Raw genomic sequence first — 16,675 nt, forward strand, 5'->3', positions numbered from 1 at the left:
GCGCTAATAGGCGTGCCGGGCGCGCGGGGACGGACCTACCGTCGGCCGCATGACGTCCGACGCGTCCCGCGACGCCCTGCACGCACTGCCCGCCCGGGCCGGGGCGTGCCGCGTCGTGCGCGCGGACCGCGGTGCGGTGCTCGTGGTGCCCGCCGACGACCTCGCGGCACCGGCGCAGCGCGTCGGCCTCGACCGCGACGGGCTCGTGCCGCGCGCCGACGGCACCCGAGTGCCGCCGACCGTGGGCGACGTGGTGGACGTCGTGCCCGGCGACGGGACGGTGCCGCCGCAGGTCGTGGGCGTGCACGAGCGCCGCACCGCGCTCGTGCGGGACACCGCCGGGCGCACGTCGCTCGAGCAGGTCATGGCCGCGAACGTCGACGTCGTGCTCGTGGTCGAGCACCTGGACCCCGACCCCGACCCGGGACGCGTCGAGCGCCTGCTCACGCTCGCGTGGCGCTCGGGTGCGCAGCCCGTGGTCGTGCTCACGAAGGCCGACCTGGTGCCCGACCCGGCGGGCATGGCCGCCGAGGTGGCGGCCGTGGCGCCGGGCGTCGACGTGCACGCCGTCAGCGTCACGCAGGGCACCGGTCTGGAGCCCGTGCGTGCGCTGCTGGGCCCCGGCGTCGCGCTCGTCGCCGTCGGACCGTCCGGTGCCGGCAAGTCGACGCTCGTCAACGCGCTCGCGGGCCGCGAGGTCATGGCCACGGGCGAGCGGCGCGCCGACGGCCGTGGCCGGCACACGACGACGCACCGGGAGCTGGTGCCGCTCGCCGGCGGCGCGGTCCTGGTCGACACCCCGGGGATCCGCGGCGTCGGCCTGGTCGCGGACGAGGACGCGCTGGACGCGACGTTCTCGGACGTGGTGGCGCTCGCGGCGCGGTGCCGCTTCCGCGACTGCGCGCACGAGGCCGAGCCGGGGTGCGCCGTGCGGGCCGCGCTCGAGTCCGGCGAGCTGGCGCGCCGTCGCTACGACAGCTGGCTGCGCCTGGCACGGGAGGCGGCGTGGCAGGCCAGGCGTGCCGACGCCCGCCTCGCCGCGCAGGAGCGCGCCCGCTCGCGCCGGATCACGCGCGCCCACCACCGGGACGTGCGCCCCCGCTCCTGACGCGGCTCCCGGGACCCGCTCCGTGACAAAACGATTAGGGATCTGCCGTGCGCTCGCCTCGGCGGGAGTCGGTCGGGTTTGCTCGGGGGCGATCGCACGCGGCCGCCGGTCCTCGAGGACGAGGCCGGGACGCGTGCCCCCGCTCACCGCGCACGGCGCGGAGCCCACTGACGGACCAGAGGAGCGCACATGTCCCCCCGCACGACGACGGGCACGACCGTCCGCCGGAGGCTGGCCGCCGCGGCCGCCGCCGCGGCGGTCGTGACCGCGGGCCTCACGGCCCTGACGACCACCGCGGCGCAGGCCGCGCCCGGCTGCCGCGTGAGCTACGCCGTGAGCAGCCAGTGGCCCGGCGGCTTCGGCGCCAACGTCACCATCACCAACCTCGGCGACCCGCTGACCAGCTGGGACCTGCGCTGGACGCTCGCGTCCGGGCAGCAGATCACGCAGCTCTGGAACGGGTCGCTGACCACGTCCGGCGGCCAGGCGTCCGTCCGCAACATCGGCTGGAACGGCTCGGTGCCGACCAACGGCACGGTCTCCTTCGGCTTCAACGGCACGTGGTCGGGCAGCAACCCCGTGCCGTCGCAGTTCACCCTGAACGGCACCGTCTGCACCGGCACCGTCACGCAGCCCACGGCGACGCCGAGCCCGACGCCCACGACGCCGCGCCCGACGCAGACGCCCACCCCGACGCCCACGCCCACGACGACGACGCCCGCGCCGCAGCCCGCCGGCTCGCTCTACGTCGACCCGCAGACGCAGGCGTACCGCGCCTGGCAGGCCGCGTCGGGCACCGACAAGGCGCTGCTCGAGAAGATCGCGCTCACGCCGCAGGCGTACTGGGTGGGCAACTGGGCCGACGCGAGCCACGCCCAGCAGGAGGTGCGCGACTACACCGGCCGGGCGGTGGCCGCCGGGAAGACCCCGATGCTCGTCGTCTACGCGATCCCCGGCCGTGACTGCGGCTCGCACTCCGGTGGCGGCGTCGGCGAGTCCGAGTACGCCCGGTGGATCGACACGGTGGCCCAGGGCATCCAGGGCCGTCCCATCGTGGTCCTCGAGCCCGACGCGCTCGCCCAGCTCGGCGACTGCTCGGGCCAGGGCGACCGGGTCGGCTTCCTGCGGTACGCCGCCAAGTCGCTGACGGCCGCCGGCGCCCGCGTCTACATCGACGCCGGCCATTCGGCGTGGCTGTCCGCCGCGGAGGCGGCCCGCCGCCTCCAGCTCGTCGGCTTCTCGGACGCGGTCGGCTTCTCGCTCAACGTCTCCAACTACCGCACGACGGCGGAGACCGCGGCCTACGGCCAGGAGATCTCGCGCCTGACGGGCGGCAGGACGTTCGTCATCGACACCTCGCGCAACGGCAACGGCTCGAACGGCGAGTGGTGCAACCCGCGGGGTCGTGCGCTCGGCGAGCGGCCGACGACGAGCACGGGCATCCAGGGTGCGGACGCGCTGCTGTGGATCAAGCTGCCCGGCGAGTCGGACGGCGCCTGCAACGGCGGCCCCGCCGCCGGCCAGTGGTGGCAGGAGATCGCGCTGGAGCTCGCCCGCAACGCGCGGTGGTGAGCTGACCGCCGCCGCACGGCACTCCGACGAGGCCGCGGACGTCCTGGCGACGTCCGCGGCCTCGCCGCGTGTGCGCCAGGATGGGGGCATGCCCCCGCGCCGCCGCACCGACCCCGCCGCGGGCCGCGCCGCCCTGCAGGCGTGGCGGGCCGACCCCGACGCCGTCACCGTCCGCGACCGCCGCACCGCCGTGCGCTTCACGCTCGAGGAGCTCGCGGACGTGGCGCCGGGCAACTCGGTCGAGGTGCGCGTGCCGCCCGACGGCGCCGTCCAGGCGGTCGAGGGCCCGCGGCACACGCGCGGCACGCCGCCCAACGTCGTCGAGACGGACCCGGCCACGTGGCTCGCGCTCGCGACCGGCCGCACCACCTGGGACGAGGCGCTCGGCTCCGGGCGCGTGCACGCGTCGGGGGAGCGGGCCGACCTGTCGGCGCTGCTGCCCCTGCAGGCCGCACGCGAGCGCTGAGGGGGGACGCGGGAGAGGCGCCCGTGCGCGACCTCGACCACCCGCTCGTCGTCGACCCCGCGGGCCGCCGCGGCGGCGGGCGAGGAGGACCGGGCCGCCACGGCCTAGGATCTGCGGGTGCCCGAGGCCCACGCAGACGACGACCGCCAGGCCGCCCCGGACCCCGCGACGGGTGCCGCCCCGACCGGCCCGCCGACGCCCCGGGCGACGGCGGTGCACCGACCGCGGGGGACGCGGCCGCCGCCGGCGCGCGTCCCGACGCCGGCGCGCCCGTGCCGTCGGAGGAGGAGCTCGCCCGCATCGCGACGCCCGCCACCGTCCGCCGGGCACCGCGGTACGGCGCGTTCCTGCGCGCGGGCGCGCTCCTCGGCGCCGTCGTCGGGCTCGTCCTCGCCCTCGTCCTGGGGCCGGCCGGCGCCGGCGCCGGCACGGACGTCGGCGTGCTGCCGTTCCTCGACGGCCGCAACACGGTCGTCGCGCTCGCGACCCTGACGGGGGTGGTCGTCGGCCTGCTCGTCGGGGCCCTGCTCGCGCTGCGCGCCGACCGGCGCAGCACGCGCGGCCGGCGCTGACGGCCCGTCCCTTCCTGGACGCGCCCGGCGTGCCGGCGGTCGGGTGTGCCACCATGGACACGTGGCTCCCCGCGCAGACGGCCGACTGAACCACGACCTCCTCCCCAACGAGAAGGGCCCGCAGGACGCCTGCGGGGTCTTCGGCGTCTGGGCGCCCGGCGAGGAGGTCGCCAAGCTCACCTACTTCGGGCTCTACGCGTTGCAGCACCGCGGGCAGGAGTCCGCGGGCATCGCGACGTCCAACGGCCAGCAGCTGCTGGTCTACAAGGACATGGGCCTGGTCTCCCAGGTCTTCGACGAGACCGCGCTGAACGCCCTGCAGGGCCACATCGCCATCGGCCACGCCCGCTACTCGACCACCGGCGGGTCGACCTGGGAGAACGCGCAGCCCACGCTCGGCCCCACGGCCGCCGGCACGGTCGCACTGGGCCACAACGGCAACCTCACCAACTCCGCCGAGCTCGTCGACCTCGTCGCCGAGCGGTACGGCCCGCAGCGCCGCGGCGAGCTGGCACGCGGCAACACGACGGACACCGCGCTCATCACCGCGCTGCTCGCGGGCGACCCCGACCACACGCTCGAGGCCACCGCGCTCGAGGTGCTGCCGCGCCTGCGCGGCGCCTTCAGCCTCGTCTTCATGGACGAGCGGACGCTGTACGCCGCCCGCGACCCGCAGGGCGTGCGCCCGCTGGTGCTCGGCCGGCTCGAGCGTGGCTGGGTGGTGGCGTCGGAGACGCCGGCGCTCGACATCGTCGGCGCGTCGTTCGTCCGCGAGGTCGAGCCGGGCGAGTTCATCGCCATCGACGCCGACGGCCTGCGCTCGCAGCGGTTCGCGCCCGTCGACCGCGCCGGGTGCGTCTTCGAGTACGTGTACCTCGCGCGCCCGGACACCTCGATCAACGGCCGTTCCGTGCACGCCGCGCGCGTCGCGATGGGGCGCCGCCTGGCCCAGGAGCACCCGGTGGAGGCGGACCTCGTCATCCCCGTGCCGGAGTCGGGCACGCCGGCCGCCGTCGGCTACGCGACGGAGTCGGGCATCCCCTTCGGGCAGGGCCTGACCAAGAACGCCTACGTGGGGCGCACGTTCATCCAGCCGTCCCAGACGCTGCGCCAGCTCGGCATCCGGCTCAAGCTCAACCCGCTGCGCGAGGTGATCCGCGGCAAGCGGCTCGTCGTCGTGGACGACTCGATCGTCCGCGGCAACACGCAGCGCGCGCTCGTGCGCATGCTGCGCGAGGCCGGCGCCGCCGAGGTGCACGTGCGCATCAGCTCGCCACCCGTGAAGTGGCCGTGCTTCTACGGCATCGACTTCGCCTCGCGTGCGGAGCTCATCGCGAACGGCCTCGCGGTCGAGGAGATCGGCCAGTCCCTCGGCGCGGACTCCCTCGGGTACATCTCCGAGGAGGGCCTGATCGAGGCGACGCAGCAGCCCGCGACGCAGCTGTGCACCGCGTGCTTCAGCGGCCGCTACCCGATCGAGCTGCCGTCGGGCGAGCAGCTCGGCAAGCACCTGCTCGAGCAGAACCAGCTGCCCCTGGGCGCACCCGAGGACGGCCTGCTCTCGATCGTCCCGACGGCCGGTGGCGCGACCGCGCTGGAGCACCCGTGAGCGCCGCGACGCAGCCCGTCACGTACGCGTCGGCGGGCGTCGACACCGAGGCCGGGGACCGCGCCGTCGAGCTCATGAAGGACGCGGTGCGCGCCACGCACGGTCCGCAGGTGCTCGGCGGGGTCGGCGGGTTCGCCGGCCTGTTCGACGCGAGCGCGCTCACCGGCTACCGGCGTCCGCTGCTCGCGACCTCGACCGACGGCGTCGGCACGAAGGTCGCGATCGCGCAGGCGCTCGACGTGCACGACACGATCGGCTTCGACCTGGTCGGCATGGTCGTCGACGACATCGTCGTCGTGGGGGCCACGCCGCTGTTCATGACGGACTACATCGCCTGCGGCCGCGTCGTGCCGGAGCGCATCGCCGACGTCGTGCGCGGCATCGCGGCGGCGTGCGCGGTGGCGGGGACGGCGCTCGTCGGCGGCGAGACGGCCGAGCACCCCGGGCTGCTGGGGCCGGACGAGTACGACGTCGCCGGTGCGGCCACGGGTGTCGTCGAGGCGGACGGCCTGCTCGGTCCTGAGCGCGTCCGTCCGGGCGACGTGCTCGTGGCGCTCGGGTCCTCGGGCCTGCACTCGAACGGGTACTCGCTGGTCCGGCGGGTCGTCCAGGTCGCCGGCTGGGGCCTGGAGCGGCACGTGGACGTGCTGGGGCGCACGCTCGGCGAGGAGCTGCTGGAGCCGACCCGCGTCTACGCCGCCGACTGCCTCGCGCTGGTCGAGCAGTTCGGCGCCGACCGCGTGCACGCGTTCAGCCACGTGACCGGCGGCGGGCTCGCCGCCAACGTCGCGCGCGTGCTGCCCGCCGGTCTGGTCGCCGACGTGGACCGGGCGTCCTGGCAGCTGCCGCCGGTCTTCGGGCTCGTGCAGGAGCTCGGGCAGGTGCCGTGGACGGACCTCGAGGGGACGCTGAACCTCGGGGTCGGCATGGTCGCGATCGTCGCGCCCGACGTCGCGGACGCCGTGCAGCGCGCCGCCGGGGAGCGCGGCGTGCCCGCATGGGTGCTCGGGTCGGTCCGCGCGGCCGCCGACGAGGACGCGACCTCCGGTGACGTGGTCGCCGGGACCAAGGGCGTCCACGGCGGAGCGGTGCGGCTGCACGGGGCGTACCGGGCGGGCTGAGCGCGGACGCGCGGCACAGGGCGCACGGCCGACCCGCGACGCGTGCTGTCGCGCGCCCCCGACCGGCGGTTCACCGGGCGAGGGGTGACCGGCGTCACCGGGCACGTGGCGGTGGTGACGGCCGGGGGCGACGACGCGCCGAGAGGCGCGCCCGCGCCGGGGCGCGCGGCGCCGCACCGGCGGTGTGCCAGGAGCGCCGCACGGCCGGCACTTGGCAGGCCCAGCAGGGCTCGCGCACGGCGCACCGCGGGCACGCGCCTGGGTGCAGCGCAGCGCCGGCACGGCCCACGACGGGCACGCGCCTGGGTCAGCGCAGCACCGGTACGACACGCTGCGGGCATCACCCAGGTGCAGCGCAGCACCGGCACGACCCACGACGAGCACGCGCCGGGTCAGCGAGCACCCGCGCGACGGTCGGCGTCGCGCAGCTGCCCCCGTGCGCCTGCCGCGAAGGCGCGGCGCGCACGAGGGCAGCAACGAGACGACGGCGCCGAGGAGGCGGTTCGTGACCCGCGGCCCACCCGGGACGACGGCGTACGGGATCGGCACAGCTGCCGAGCACGTCAGCGCTCGTCGTCCCCCGTGGACCAGCGGTCCCAGATGCTGGGGTCGTCGTCCGTGTCGACAGCGCTGCGGCGGCTGTCCGTGACGACATCGTTGCGGCTGCGCGACGTGAGCTCCTGCTCGAGAGCCCGGTAGTTGGTGTCCGGGCTGAAGTACTTCAGCTCCCGGGCCACCTTCGTCTGCTTTGCCTTCTGACGGCCGCGCCCCATGGCATCGACCCCTCTAACGTGGAAGCGGGGCGGCTCCGTGCTGACACGAGCGGCCCCGGGTGCTGTTGAGTCTCTTCGTGAGGCAACGGTACATGCTCGCGATCCATTCCAGCCACCTGCGGGGGCGGACCGGGCGCACGTCACGTCGGGCGCTCCGCCGGCGTGCCACGGGCGCGGCACCGTGCCCGCTGCGGTGTGCCGCTGCCGCTCGGGTCACGAGGGGCCGGGGGCGCGACCGCCGTCCGGGTGGCGACCGTCTTGAACACTGATACGCATAAGTAAGTGTGACGCGGCCGACCGGGTGAATTGGCGCACGTCACCGATCCCGATCGGGTGATGCTCGGCGCGGCGGTCCCGCGGTCCGGGTGGCGCCGGTGCGTTCCCCCTGGTCATGACGTGACGAGACGGCCCCGCGACACCCCCGGGGCGCCCCGGCTGACGCCTGGGAGATCTCGTCGGAGCCGATCACGCGTCCGGGCTGGCTGTCCGGATTGGGGCGGTTTACGCTGGTCTGGAGCAGCGCGCCGGCGCCGGGGAGGGGGTGCGGACGGGGCTGGAAGGGGCCGCGGCCCGCCTGGCCGGTGTGTCCAGGAGTGCCGCATGTGTCAGATTCGTTCATGCTGAGGTAGCGCGCCACGGCGCCGCCCACCACAGGTCCGCAACGGCGGGAGACCCCGTCGTCGGGCTGCACCGTCAAGGAGGGATCCATGTCCGCCGCACACTCGCCAGAGTCGGAGACCCTGCTCACGCCGTCCGAGGTGGCGACCCTCTTCCGGGTCGACCCCAAGACGGTCACGCGCTGGGCCAAGTCCGGCAAGCTCTCGTCCATCCGGACCCTCGGCGGTCACCGCCGGTACCGCGAGTCGGAGGTGCGCGACCTCCTCAACGGGGTCCCGCAGCCGCGCCAGACCGCATCCTGACGACCCCGGCGGCCGAGCGCCGGCGTCGGAGCACGCGCACCGCGGGGGAGTGCGTGGACCGAGCGCCGGGGCAGGGCCTGCCCGGGACGACGCCCCGGGGGACGTGCGCGCGTCACGCGCGGACGAGCGAGCCGGAAGGCCGCGCCGGTACCACCGGCGCGGCCTTCGTGCTCCCTGCCCCCGGTCGCCGTCGACGCGTGGCGCGGGCGGACGCACGGCAGCCCGGCGCACCGACGCGGCGGCCGCGTCGGTGCGCCGGGCCGTGCGGATGACGCCGTGCTAGCGGGCGATCCTGCGCACGATGCCGACGAGCACGAGCGCGGCGACCGTCCCGGCCACGGCGAGGACCGTGCGGGCGCGGGCCCGGTCCTCCGGGAGGGCCGCCTCGTCCGTCGCGTCGAACACCAGCCGCTTGCCGTCCGCGATGAGACGGTCCTTCTGCACGCGCGGGTCGAGGCGCTCGCTGAGGGCGTCGACCGTGGAGGCGAGCTGGCCGCGGGTCAGCGCGACCTCGGCCTCGAGCTGCGTGATGCGGGGCGTCGTCATCTTCGGGGTCTGCTCGTCGCTCATCCTGCGAAGCCCTTCTTCACGGTCTCGACGTCCTCGTGCACGTTCTCGACGGCCCGCTCGGGCGTCGGCGGCACGCCCTTCTGCAGCCGCTTCACGCCGAGCAGCGCGAGCACGCCCGTGACGACCAGCAGCACGACGGTGACGATGAGGGCGGCCAGCCACGCGTCGACCGCGTTGGCGAGCGCGATGATGACGGTCGCGATCAGCGCCCCGAACGCGTAGAGCCCGAGCACGGCGGCGCCGGCCAGGAGGCCCGCGCCGATGCCGGCCTGCTTGGCCTTGGCCGCCATCTCGGCCTTGGCCAGGTCGATCTCGGCGCGCACGAGGCGCGACGCCTGCTCGCTGAGGTCGCTGACGAGCTGACCGAGGGACCGGTGGTCCTGGGGTGCGTCGGGGCGCGTGTCGCTCGCCCACCCGGAGTGCGTGACCATCACCACGACCTTCCTGCGATCTGCCCCGCGCGGGGCGGGTGCCGGAGCACTCAGTCTGCCGGTGCGCCCGCCGTCGCGCGAGGTCAGCGCGTCGTGGCGCCTCTGCTGCCCGCGGTCGAGGTCAGTCGGCCCACGGGTGGACGAGGTCGCCGGCGGGGTGCGTGGCGGGCGGGACGGGGATGGGCGGCCCGGTGAGGCGGGGGCCGTCCCACGGTGCGTCGGGCCGGGTGCCGGCGCCGGGAGGGCTGGGCTGGGGACGGTCGGCGGTGGTGGTCGTCACGGGACGGTCCTTCGTGGAGGGTGCGGTGCCACCACGCTAGGAGGGCTCGCCGGACGGTGGGCGGGACGTCGGTCCCGAAGCGGACGGACCGACCCTGCCGCCCCCGTGCCGTCCTCCCGTGCCGTCTCCCGTCCCGCGTGACCGTCCGGGAGGGCCCGTCAGCGGTACAGCGCGACGAACTGCTCCCGGGTGTGCCGCTGCCCGTCGCTCAGGTAGCGGAAGTGCAGCGCGACCTGGCCGCCGCGGGTGCGTCGCGCGAGCTCGCCCACGCGCGTCCGCAGGAAGTAGCCGCTCAGCGGGGTGACGGTGGCCTCGCCGGTCGGGTACGGCACGTGCAGGAGCGCCAGCCCGTGGTGGACCGGCGAGCGCCGCGTGCCGTGCTCATCGCGCTCGTGGTCGCCGAGGTGCACCTCCGCGACCCACGACACCTCGCCGGAGACGGAGGCGAGGGGGTAGTCCTCGAGGGCGTCGGCCAGGACCGAGCCGATCGTGCGGTCGGGGTCCACGTCGACCGTGCGGCGGTGGTCGTCGACGTCGTCGCCCATGCACACGGAGCCGCGGCTGAGGGTGATCTCCACGAGGGGGCACCCTAGCGGTGCCGCAGGGGGCACCCGGCCCCGGACAGAGCGACGGCCCCGGCGGGCGTCCCGCGGGGCCGTCTGGTGTGGCTCCGACCGGCGTCGATCCGGTGACCTTTCGATTTTCAGTCGAACGCTCTACCAACTGAGCTACAGAGCCTCGATGCGAGAGCGCCGGTCCGAAGACCGGCCCTCGCAGCGACCCCGACGGGACTTGAACCCGCGACCTCCGCCGTGACAGGGCGGCGCGCTAACCAACTGCGCTACGGGGCCTCGATGCGACCGGAGCCGCGTCAAAACCTGTACTGCTTCACCTGCTCGCGCAGGATCGTACCCCCAACGGGATTCGAACCCGTGCTACCGCCGTGAAAGGGCGGGGTCCTAGGCCGCTAGACGATGGGGGCGTTGTCCGCCCCTGACGTCGAGGCGTCGGAAGACCGGGATTGAGCATACGGGGTTCCGGGCGCGATCTCCAAAAGCAGAGGCGTGTGGCACGCGCCACGCCCCGGACGCCGGTCCCGGCGGTGCCCCGGGAAGGGGACGATGGGTGGCGTGGTCGACATGACGCGCGAGGAGTTCGAGGACGCGGTCCGCGACGCCCTGGACGAGATCCCGGCCGAGCTCGCGGCGATGATGGACAACGTCGTCGTGCTCGTCGAGGACGACGCCCCCGCCGACGACCCGGAGCTGCTGGGTCTCTACGAGGGCACGCCGCTCACCGAGCGCGGCGAGTTCTGGGCGGCCGGCTCGCTGCCGGACCGCATCACGATCTACCGCAACCCCACGCTCGCCCTGTGCGAGGACCGCGACGAGGTGGTCGAGGAGGTGGCGGTGACCGTCGTGCACGAGGTCGCGCACCACTTCGGCATCGACGACGACCGGCTGCACGCGCTGGGCTGGGGCTGAGCTGGGCTGGACGCCCGAGCGCCCCGGGACGCGCGAGGCGTCCCGGGGCGCTCGTGCGGACCGGACGGGTCAGCCGAGGACGAGCTGCAGCCCGTACGCCTGCAGGATCTCGTTGACGGGCTGGAAGTAGGTGGTCCCACCGGTGCGGCAGTTGCCGCTCCCGCCCGAGGTGACGCCCTGCGCCTGGTTGCCGGCGAGGAGCGAGCCGCCCGAGTCGCCCGGCTCGGCGCAGACCGTCGTGCGGATCAGGCCGCTGACCGTGCCCTGGGCGTAGCGGACGGACGTGTTGTAGGCCTGGACGGTGCCGCAGCGCCAGCCGGTCGTGCTGCCGGAGCGGCAGACATACGCGCCGACGGCCGCCTGCTGCGAGCCGCGCACGGCGACCCGGCCGCCCGAGTAGTTGTTCACCGCGCCGACCAGCGCGTTGCCCGACGCGACCTGCACCCACGCGTAGTCGTTGCCGGGGAAGGAGGAGCCGCGGAAGGTGCCCGTCGGGTTCGTGGTGCGGGCGCCCGTGGCGCCGCAGTGACCCGCGGTGACGAACCCGCCCTGCACCGCGAACCCGACGGAGCAGCGGCTGGCGTTGTTGATGTAGTACGCGTTGCCGCCGACGACGTCGATGAACGTGCTCGGCGCCTCGGGCGTGCTGGTGAGGCGGACCGCGTCGGCGGGGACGCCCGCCGCCGCGACCAGGTCCGCGGCCGCCGTCGTGGCGCTGCCGACGGCCTCGACGACGACCTCGTTGGCCGGGACGTCGACGTACCAGGTGGCGACGTCGGCGGGCAGGCCGGCGGCGTCGAGGCGCGCGCCGATCGCCTCGAGCTCGGCGAGCGAGCGCTCGGCGGCGACCGCCGTGACGCCGCGGGCCACGGGGCCGCGCACGCGCTGGGGCGCCGTCGACGCGACGTGGACGGTGCCGGCGGCGGGGTCCACCCACGCGCCCGCGTAGGTGTCGCCCAGCGCCTGGGAGAGCGTCCGCACGCGGGTCGCGGCGTCCGACTGGAAGGACAGGCGCTGCAGCGCCTTCTCGCGGGGGACGCCGAGGTCGCGCTCGAGCGCGTCGAGCATCGCGGCGGGGACGTCGGACGCGGTGACCGCGGCCGTGCCGGCGGCGCTGCCGGACGGGGTCGCGGCGCCGCTGCCGGCGGCGAGCGGGCCGAGCAGGAGGGTGAGTGCGGCGGCGCCGGAGAGTGCTGCGCGCCGGGTGCGGGTCAGGGTCATGTGGGGTGCCTCTCGTGGGGACGACCGTGGGGACCGTGTAGTGACGGTAAGCAGTGACACGCGTCATGCGGGCATACCGTCTGGGTCATACCTGGTCGTGCGCGCTCAGGCAGCGGGCGCGCGACGCACCCCGGCCACCGCGTCCGGCGGAGCGTCGCCGGCGTCCGCCACGCCCTCGGTGGCGCCGGCCGCCTCGAGGCCGTCGGCGCGCGCCGCGCGCGCGGCCGCCAGGAGCGTCCCGCGCAGGCCCTCGGGTGTCGCGTCGTGCACGGCGAGCCAGGTGGACCACAGGAGCGGGCGGCCGCGCAGCGCGACCGCGCGCACGCCGTCCGGGCGGGACCCGAACGGCTGTGCGAGACCCACGCCGACGCCGGCCCGCACGAGCTCGAGCCCCGCCGACCGCTCGCACTCGCTGGGGGCCGTCGGCGTGAAGCCCGCGCGGGTGCACGAGGCGGCGAAGCACGCGGTGAAGCAGCTGTCGCCCGGCGCGGTGAACCAGCGCTCGTCGGCGAAGGCGTCCAGGTCGGCCTCGTCCGGGCTCGGGTGCTCGGCCGGGACGAGCACCTGCACGGCGTCGGTGCCGACCAGCCGCCAGTGCACCCCCGGTGCGGCGGGCGGCAGCGCGTCCGCGCACATCCCGACGAGCAGGGCGTCGTGCGCGCCGGCGGCGAGCTCGGCGCTCGCCGCGACCGCGGACCACGCCGTGCGCAGCACGGTGCGCCCGGCCCGCCCGCCGTCCACGCGGCGCGCGAACGCGGCGGCGAGCGCGGACCCGACGACGGCGACGCGCAGCCCGGCGGGGCCGTCGTCGCCGCGCGCCAGCCGGTGCGCGTCGAGCACGAGCGCGTCCATGGCCGGCAGCAGCGTGCGCGCGCGCTCGAGCACGAGGGTGCCGAGCGGGGTCGGCCGCACGCCGCGGTGGTCGCGCAGGAAGACCGGGCCCCGAGGGTCCGGTCGATGCGCGAGAGCTGGGCGCTGAGCGCCGGCTGGGCGAGGCCCAGGGCCGCGGCCGCCTTCGTCACGCTGCCGTGCTCGGCCACCGTGGCGACCATCCGCAGGTGTCGCACCTCGAGGTCCATGTCGATCGAGGGTAGGTCGGTCGGGCGCGGGTGTCACGGCCGTCCGGCACTCTCGTGCTGTGCCGTGTGACACCCGCTCGGCTAGCGTGCCCCCGTGGTGAGGATCGGGATCGTGCTGCTGCCGCAGGAGCGCTGGTCGGTCGCGCGGGGGCGCTGGCGCCGCGCGGAGGAGTACGGGTTCGACCACGCGTGGACGTACGACCACCTGGCCTGGCGCGACCTGGCGGACGAGCCGTGGTTCGCCACGGTGCCGCTCCTGGCGGCGGCCGCCGCGGTCACGGACAGGATCGGGCTGGGCACCTGGGTCGCCTCGCCCAACTTCCGGCACCCGGTGCCGTTCGCGAAGGACGTCATGGGGCTCGACGACGTGTCGGGCGGCCGGTTCGTGCTCGGCGTGGGCGCCGGCGGCGAGGGCTGGGACGCCGGCGTGCTCGGGCCGGCGCCGACGCGCGGCGAGCGGACCCGGCGGTTCGCGGAGTTCCTCGAGGTCCTCGACGCGCTGCTCCGGCAGCCCGTGACCGAGCACGCGGGCGAGTTCTACGAGGCGCACGCGGCGCGCATGGTGCCCGGGACGATCGCGCGCCCGCGCACGCCCTTCGTCGTCGCGGCGAACGGGCCGTGCGGCATGGCGCTCGTGGCGCGGTACGGGCAGGGCTGGGCGACCTACGGACCGGGTACCGGCGTCGGCGCGGGGGACGCGGGCGACGCGCAGGAGGCCTGGTGGGCCGGCCTCGCGCGGATGTCCGAGGCGTTCGACGAGGTGGAGCGGGCTGCGGGCGTGCGCGTGCCGCGCTGGCTGAGCCTCGACGGCGCGCCGACGTTCTCGCTCACGGACGCGGACCTCGCGGCCGAGGGGGTCGAGCGTGCGGCGGCGCTGGGCTTCGGCGACGTGGTGCTGCACTGGCCGCGCGCGCAGGGCGTCTACGCGGGTGACGAGCGCGAGCTCGAGCGGTTCGCGGACCTGCTGCCCCGCCTGCGGGCGCTGGAGCCGGCCGCCCGCTGACCGCGGGCGCGCCGGCCGGGTGCCGGGCCGGTGGCGGGCGTCAGGCCGTGGCGCGGCGGTGCGCGTCCCAGGCGCTGGCGACCATGTCCGCGGCGGTGTGCCGCATGCGCCAGTCGAGGTCGCGCGCGGCGGCCTCACCGGACGCGACGATGCGCGCGGGGTCGCCGGGCCGGCGGGGTGCCACCTCCGGCTCGAACGCGATGCCGGTGACCTCCGCGACCGTCGTCATGACCTGGCGCACCGACAGGCCGTCCCCGGAGCCGAGGTTGTAGACGGGCGCCAGGTCGCGTCCCGCGGCGAGGGCCCGCGCGGCGGCGACGTGCGAGACGGCCAGGTCCGCGACGTGGACGTAGTCGCGCACGCACGTGCCGTCCGGCGTCGGGTAGTCGGCGCCGTTGATCCGCGGTGTGCGGCCCGACGTCAGCGCGTCGAGCACGAGCGGGAACAGGTTGTGCGGGCTGGAGTCGTAGAGGTCCGGGTGCCCCGAGCCCACGACGTTGAAGTAGCGCAGCGACGTGTGGCGCAGCCCGGTGGCGCGGCCCTGGTCGCGCAGCAGCCACTCGCCGACGAGCTTGGACTCGCCGTACGGGGACTCGGGCGCGGTCGGCGTGTCCTCGGTGACGACGTCGACGTCGGGCGTGCCGTACACGGCGGCGGACGAGGAGAACACGATGCTCCCGACGCCGGCGTCCGCCATGGCGACGAGCAGGTGCGCGGTGCCGGTGACGTTCTGCTCGTAAGTGTGCAGCGGGCGCTGCACGGAGACGCCCGCGTACTTGAACCCCGCGAGGTGCACGACGCCGGTGACGTCGTGCGCGACGAGCGCGTCGCGCACGGCCGCGGTGTCGACCACGGAGGCCTCGACGAGCGGGACGTCCCCCGGCACGAACCCGCGGTGGCCGCTCGAGAGGTCGTCGAGGACGACCGGTGCGAGCGTGGTGTCACCGGTCCGCTCCACCGCGTCGAGGAACGCCCGCACGACGTGCGCCCCGATGTAGCCCGCCCCGCCCGTCACCATCCACGTCATGGGTCGAGGGTAGCGCGCACCCGACGAGAAATGAACAGGTTCCAACAGTTATCAACACTTCCCGACATCCCGCCTCGGTGCCGGCGGTCCGGCAGGGGCTCCGGTGGCGGGACCCCAGATGCTCAGTAGGTTGAGGAATTCCGGCCGGGAGGGGTGGGGATGGACGAGCGCGACGCGGCGGACGCCGTGCCCGGCGGGGATGCCGCCGGCCGTGCGGCCGGGGCCACGCTGCCGCCCGGGGCCGCCCCCCACACCACCCCCCGCACGACATCCCACACGGCACCCCACGCCGCACCTCACGCCGTCGGCGCGCGCCACGAGGTGGGCGTCGACGACGGGCGCGTCGCGCTCGCGCACGCCGTCGAGCACGCGACCGCCGCGGCCGAGCGCCTGCTGGTCGCGACCGTGGAGGACCGCGTGCGGCACGGACGCGGCCTCGCGGACGACCACGCGCAGCTGTGGTCCGACCTCGGCGCCGGCCTGGGCGGCAAGCTCATGCGCCCGCGGCTGACCGTCACGGCGTACCTCGGCCTGGGCGGCACCGACGTCGACGCGGTGGCACCCGTGGCCGCCGCGCAGGAGATGCTGCACACCGCGATGCTCGTGCACGACGACCTGCTGGACCGCGACGAGGTGCGCCGCGGGCGGCCCAACGTCGCCGGCGCGGCACGTGCCCGCCTCGCGGCCGACGGCGTCGCCGGCCCGGCCCAGGACGAGCAGGTCGCCGCCGCGGCGCTGCTCGCCGGTGACACGGCGCTCGCGCAGGCGTTCGCGCTGCTGGCACGGGCCGCCGTCCCGCCGCACGTCGTCGCCGAGCTGGTCCGGCTGCTGGCCGGCGGGGTCGACACCACCGTGGCGGGCGAGCTCCTCGACGTGCGCGGCCAGGTCCGCACGCTCGCGGACGTCGACACGCTGCTCGTCGCCGAGCTGAAGACCGCCGCCTACTCGTTCCGCGTCCCGCTCGAGTCCGGTGCCGTCGTCGCCGGGGCGAGCGACGGTCAGCGCACGGCGCTCGCGCTCGTCGGCACCGCGCTCGGACTCGCCTACCAGCTCACCGACGACGACCTCGGCGTGTTCGGCGACCCCGCGGCGACGGGCAAGTCCGTCCTGTCGGACCTGCGCTCGGGCAAGCGGACCGAGCTCCTGCGCCTCACCTGGCAGCGTGCGGACGGGAGCGGGCGCGACGTGCTGCGCGCGCACGTCGGGCGGGCGGACCTCGACGAGGACGGTGCCGCCCGGGTGCGCGACGTGATGCGCGGGTGCGGGGCGCTCGACGAGGTGCGTGCGGTGACCCGCCGCGCTGCCGACATCGCGCGTACCCTCGCGACCACGACGTTGCCCGAGCCGCTCGCGGGGTACCTCGCGGGCGTCGTCGACGACCTCGTCGCGCGCGGGCACTGACCGGTGCCCGGGCAGCAGCCGCGCGCCGGTGGGACCGG

18 protein-coding genes, 3 tRNA genes and 1 pseudogene are annotated in these 16,675 nt (G+C 76.0%); 10 read left to right on the plus strand and 12 right to left on the minus strand.

The features are described from left to right. The first annotated feature begins 49 nt into the window (after positions 1 to 49). The 6 genes from rsgA (at position 50) to purM (ending at position 6,448) form a co-directional block, all read left to right on the plus strand. Positions 50 to 1,108: a ribosome small subunit-dependent GTPase A gene (gene rsgA, locus GC089_RS03190; protein WP_155376449.1), complete on the plus strand. Its 1,059-nt coding sequence runs from the start codon at positions 50 to 52 to the stop codon at positions 1,106 to 1,108. Positions 1,109 to 1,297: 189 nt separating this feature from the next. Further along, the gene (locus tag GC089_RS03195; RefSeq protein WP_155376450.1) at positions 1,298 to 2,680 is read left to right on the plus strand and encodes a glycoside hydrolase family 6 protein; all 1,383 of its coding nucleotides are present in this window, start codon (positions 1,298 to 1,300) and stop codon (positions 2,678 to 2,680) included. Positions 2,681 to 2,768: 88 nt separating this feature from the next. Then, a complete protein-coding gene (locus GC089_RS03200; RefSeq protein ID WP_155376451.1) occupies positions 2,769 to 3,146 on the plus strand; it encodes a sterol carrier family protein in 378 nt (125 codons plus the stop codon). A 272-nt stretch (positions 3,147 to 3,418) separates the two neighbouring features. Then, positions 3,419 to 3,718 (plus strand): histidine kinase, encoded by a 300-nt coding sequence (locus tag GC089_RS03205; RefSeq protein ID WP_155376452.1) that lies wholly within the window; start codon positions 3,419 to 3,421, stop codon positions 3,716 to 3,718. Positions 3,719 to 3,779: 61 nt separating this feature from the next. Then, positions 3,780 to 5,327, plus strand: coding sequence for an amidophosphoribosyltransferase (purF, locus tag GC089_RS03210; protein ID WP_155376453.1), 1,548 nt, complete (start codon positions 3,780 to 3,782; stop codon positions 5,325 to 5,327). Continuing rightward, positions 5,324 to 6,448 (plus strand): phosphoribosylformylglycinamidine cyclo-ligase, encoded by a 1,125-nt coding sequence (gene purM, locus GC089_RS03215; RefSeq protein ID WP_155376454.1) that lies wholly within the window; start codon positions 5,324 to 5,326, stop codon positions 6,446 to 6,448. Before purF ends, purM begins: the two co-directional genes overlap by 4 nt. A 563-nt stretch (positions 6,449 to 7,011) precedes the next feature. Here the strand turns inward: purM and GC089_RS03220 are convergent. Next, on the minus strand, positions 7,012 to 7,221 hold the full coding sequence (locus tag GC089_RS03220; protein ID WP_155376455.1) for a DUF3073 domain-containing protein: 210 nt from the start codon (positions 7,219 to 7,221) through the stop codon (positions 7,012 to 7,014). Positions 7,222 to 7,928: 707 nt separating this feature from the next. Here GC089_RS03220 and GC089_RS03225 point away from each other — a divergent pair. Next, a complete protein-coding gene (locus GC089_RS03225) occupies positions 7,929 to 8,141 on the plus strand; it encodes a BldC family transcriptional regulator (protein ID WP_155376456.1) in 213 nt (70 codons plus the stop codon). Between the two features lie 279 nt (positions 8,142 to 8,420). Here GC089_RS03225 and GC089_RS03230 read toward each other — a convergent pair whose 3' ends face one another. The 7 genes from GC089_RS03230 to GC089_RS03260 all read right to left on the minus strand — a co-directional run bounded on the left by GC089_RS03230 (position 8,421) and on the right by GC089_RS03260 (position 10,404). After that, complete coding sequence (locus GC089_RS03230; RefSeq protein ID WP_155376457.1) at positions 8,421 to 8,711, minus strand: DUF3618 domain-containing protein; 291 nt, start codon at positions 8,709 to 8,711, stop codon at positions 8,421 to 8,423. After that, positions 8,708 to 9,142 carry a phage holin family protein gene (locus GC089_RS03235; protein ID WP_155376458.1) on the minus strand — a complete coding sequence of 145 codons (435 nt, stop codon included), beginning with the start codon at positions 9,140 to 9,142 and terminating at the stop codon, positions 8,708 to 8,710. Before GC089_RS03235 ends, GC089_RS03230 begins: the two co-directional genes overlap by 4 nt. Before the next feature lie 121 nt (positions 9,143 to 9,263). Beyond that, complete coding sequence (locus tag GC089_RS03240) at positions 9,264 to 9,422, minus strand: hypothetical protein (protein WP_155376459.1); 159 nt, start codon at positions 9,420 to 9,422, stop codon at positions 9,264 to 9,266. 158 nt (positions 9,423 to 9,580) lie between these two features. Then, the gene (locus GC089_RS03245; RefSeq protein WP_155376460.1) at positions 9,581 to 10,000 is read right to left on the minus strand and encodes a hypothetical protein; all 420 of its coding nucleotides are present in this window, start codon (positions 9,998 to 10,000) and stop codon (positions 9,581 to 9,583) included. Between the two features lie 87 nt (positions 10,001 to 10,087). Continuing rightward, a tRNA-Phe gene (locus GC089_RS03250) sits at positions 10,088 to 10,160 on the minus strand. Between the two features lie 39 nt (positions 10,161 to 10,199). Beyond that, positions 10,200 to 10,273: transfer RNA gene (locus GC089_RS03255), tRNA-Asp, on the minus strand. A 58-nt stretch (positions 10,274 to 10,331) separates the two neighbouring features. Further along, positions 10,332 to 10,404, minus strand: a tRNA-Glu gene (locus GC089_RS03260). A gap of 139 nt (positions 10,405 to 10,543) precedes the next feature. Between GC089_RS03260 and GC089_RS03265 the strand changes: the two genes are divergently transcribed. Then, positions 10,544 to 10,906: a metallopeptidase family protein gene (locus GC089_RS03265; protein WP_155376461.1), complete on the plus strand. Its 363-nt coding sequence runs from the start codon at positions 10,544 to 10,546 to the stop codon at positions 10,904 to 10,906. 69 nt (positions 10,907 to 10,975) lie between these two features. On the opposite strand, the gene GC089_RS03270 is transcribed toward GC089_RS03265, so the two are convergent. The 3 genes and pseudogenes from GC089_RS03270 to GC089_RS19880 all read right to left on the minus strand — a co-directional run. Next, positions 10,976 to 12,127: a S1 family peptidase gene (locus GC089_RS03270; protein WP_155376462.1), complete on the minus strand. Its 1,152-nt coding sequence runs from the start codon at positions 12,125 to 12,127 to the stop codon at positions 10,976 to 10,978. A gap of 105 nt (positions 12,128 to 12,232) precedes the next feature. Beyond that, positions 12,233 to 13,039: a LysR substrate-binding domain-containing protein gene (locus GC089_RS03275; protein ID WP_155376463.1), complete on the minus strand. Its 807-nt coding sequence runs from the start codon at positions 13,037 to 13,039 to the stop codon at positions 12,233 to 12,235. A gap of 35 nt (positions 13,040 to 13,074) precedes the next feature. Then, a pseudogene (locus GC089_RS19880) lies at positions 13,075 to 13,206 on the minus strand (LysR family transcriptional regulator); the annotation flags it as partial. Between the two features lie 94 nt (positions 13,207 to 13,300). Here GC089_RS19880 and GC089_RS03285 point away from each other — a divergent pair. Further along, a complete protein-coding gene (locus GC089_RS03285; RefSeq protein WP_196250803.1) occupies positions 13,301 to 14,209 on the plus strand; it encodes an LLM class flavin-dependent oxidoreductase in 909 nt (302 codons plus the stop codon). Between the two features lie 40 nt (positions 14,210 to 14,249). On the opposite strand, the gene galE is transcribed toward GC089_RS03285, so the two are convergent. Further along, the gene (galE, locus tag GC089_RS03290) at positions 14,250 to 15,236 is read right to left on the minus strand and encodes a UDP-glucose 4-epimerase GalE (protein WP_155376464.1); all 987 of its coding nucleotides are present in this window, start codon (positions 15,234 to 15,236) and stop codon (positions 14,250 to 14,252) included. 159 nt (positions 15,237 to 15,395) lie between these two features. On the opposite strand from galE, the gene GC089_RS03295 reads away from it, so the two are divergent. Next, positions 15,396 to 16,637 carry a polyprenyl synthetase family protein gene (locus tag GC089_RS03295; protein WP_155376465.1) on the plus strand — a complete coding sequence of 414 codons (1,242 nt, stop codon included), beginning with the start codon at positions 15,396 to 15,398 and terminating at the stop codon, positions 16,635 to 16,637. Positions 16,638 to 16,675: the final 38 nt, after the last annotated feature.

It is taken from the genome of Cellulomonas sp. JZ18 (assembly GCF_009720485.1).
Lineage (GTDB): Bacteria > Actinomycetota > Actinomycetes > Actinomycetales > Cellulomonadaceae > Cellulomonas.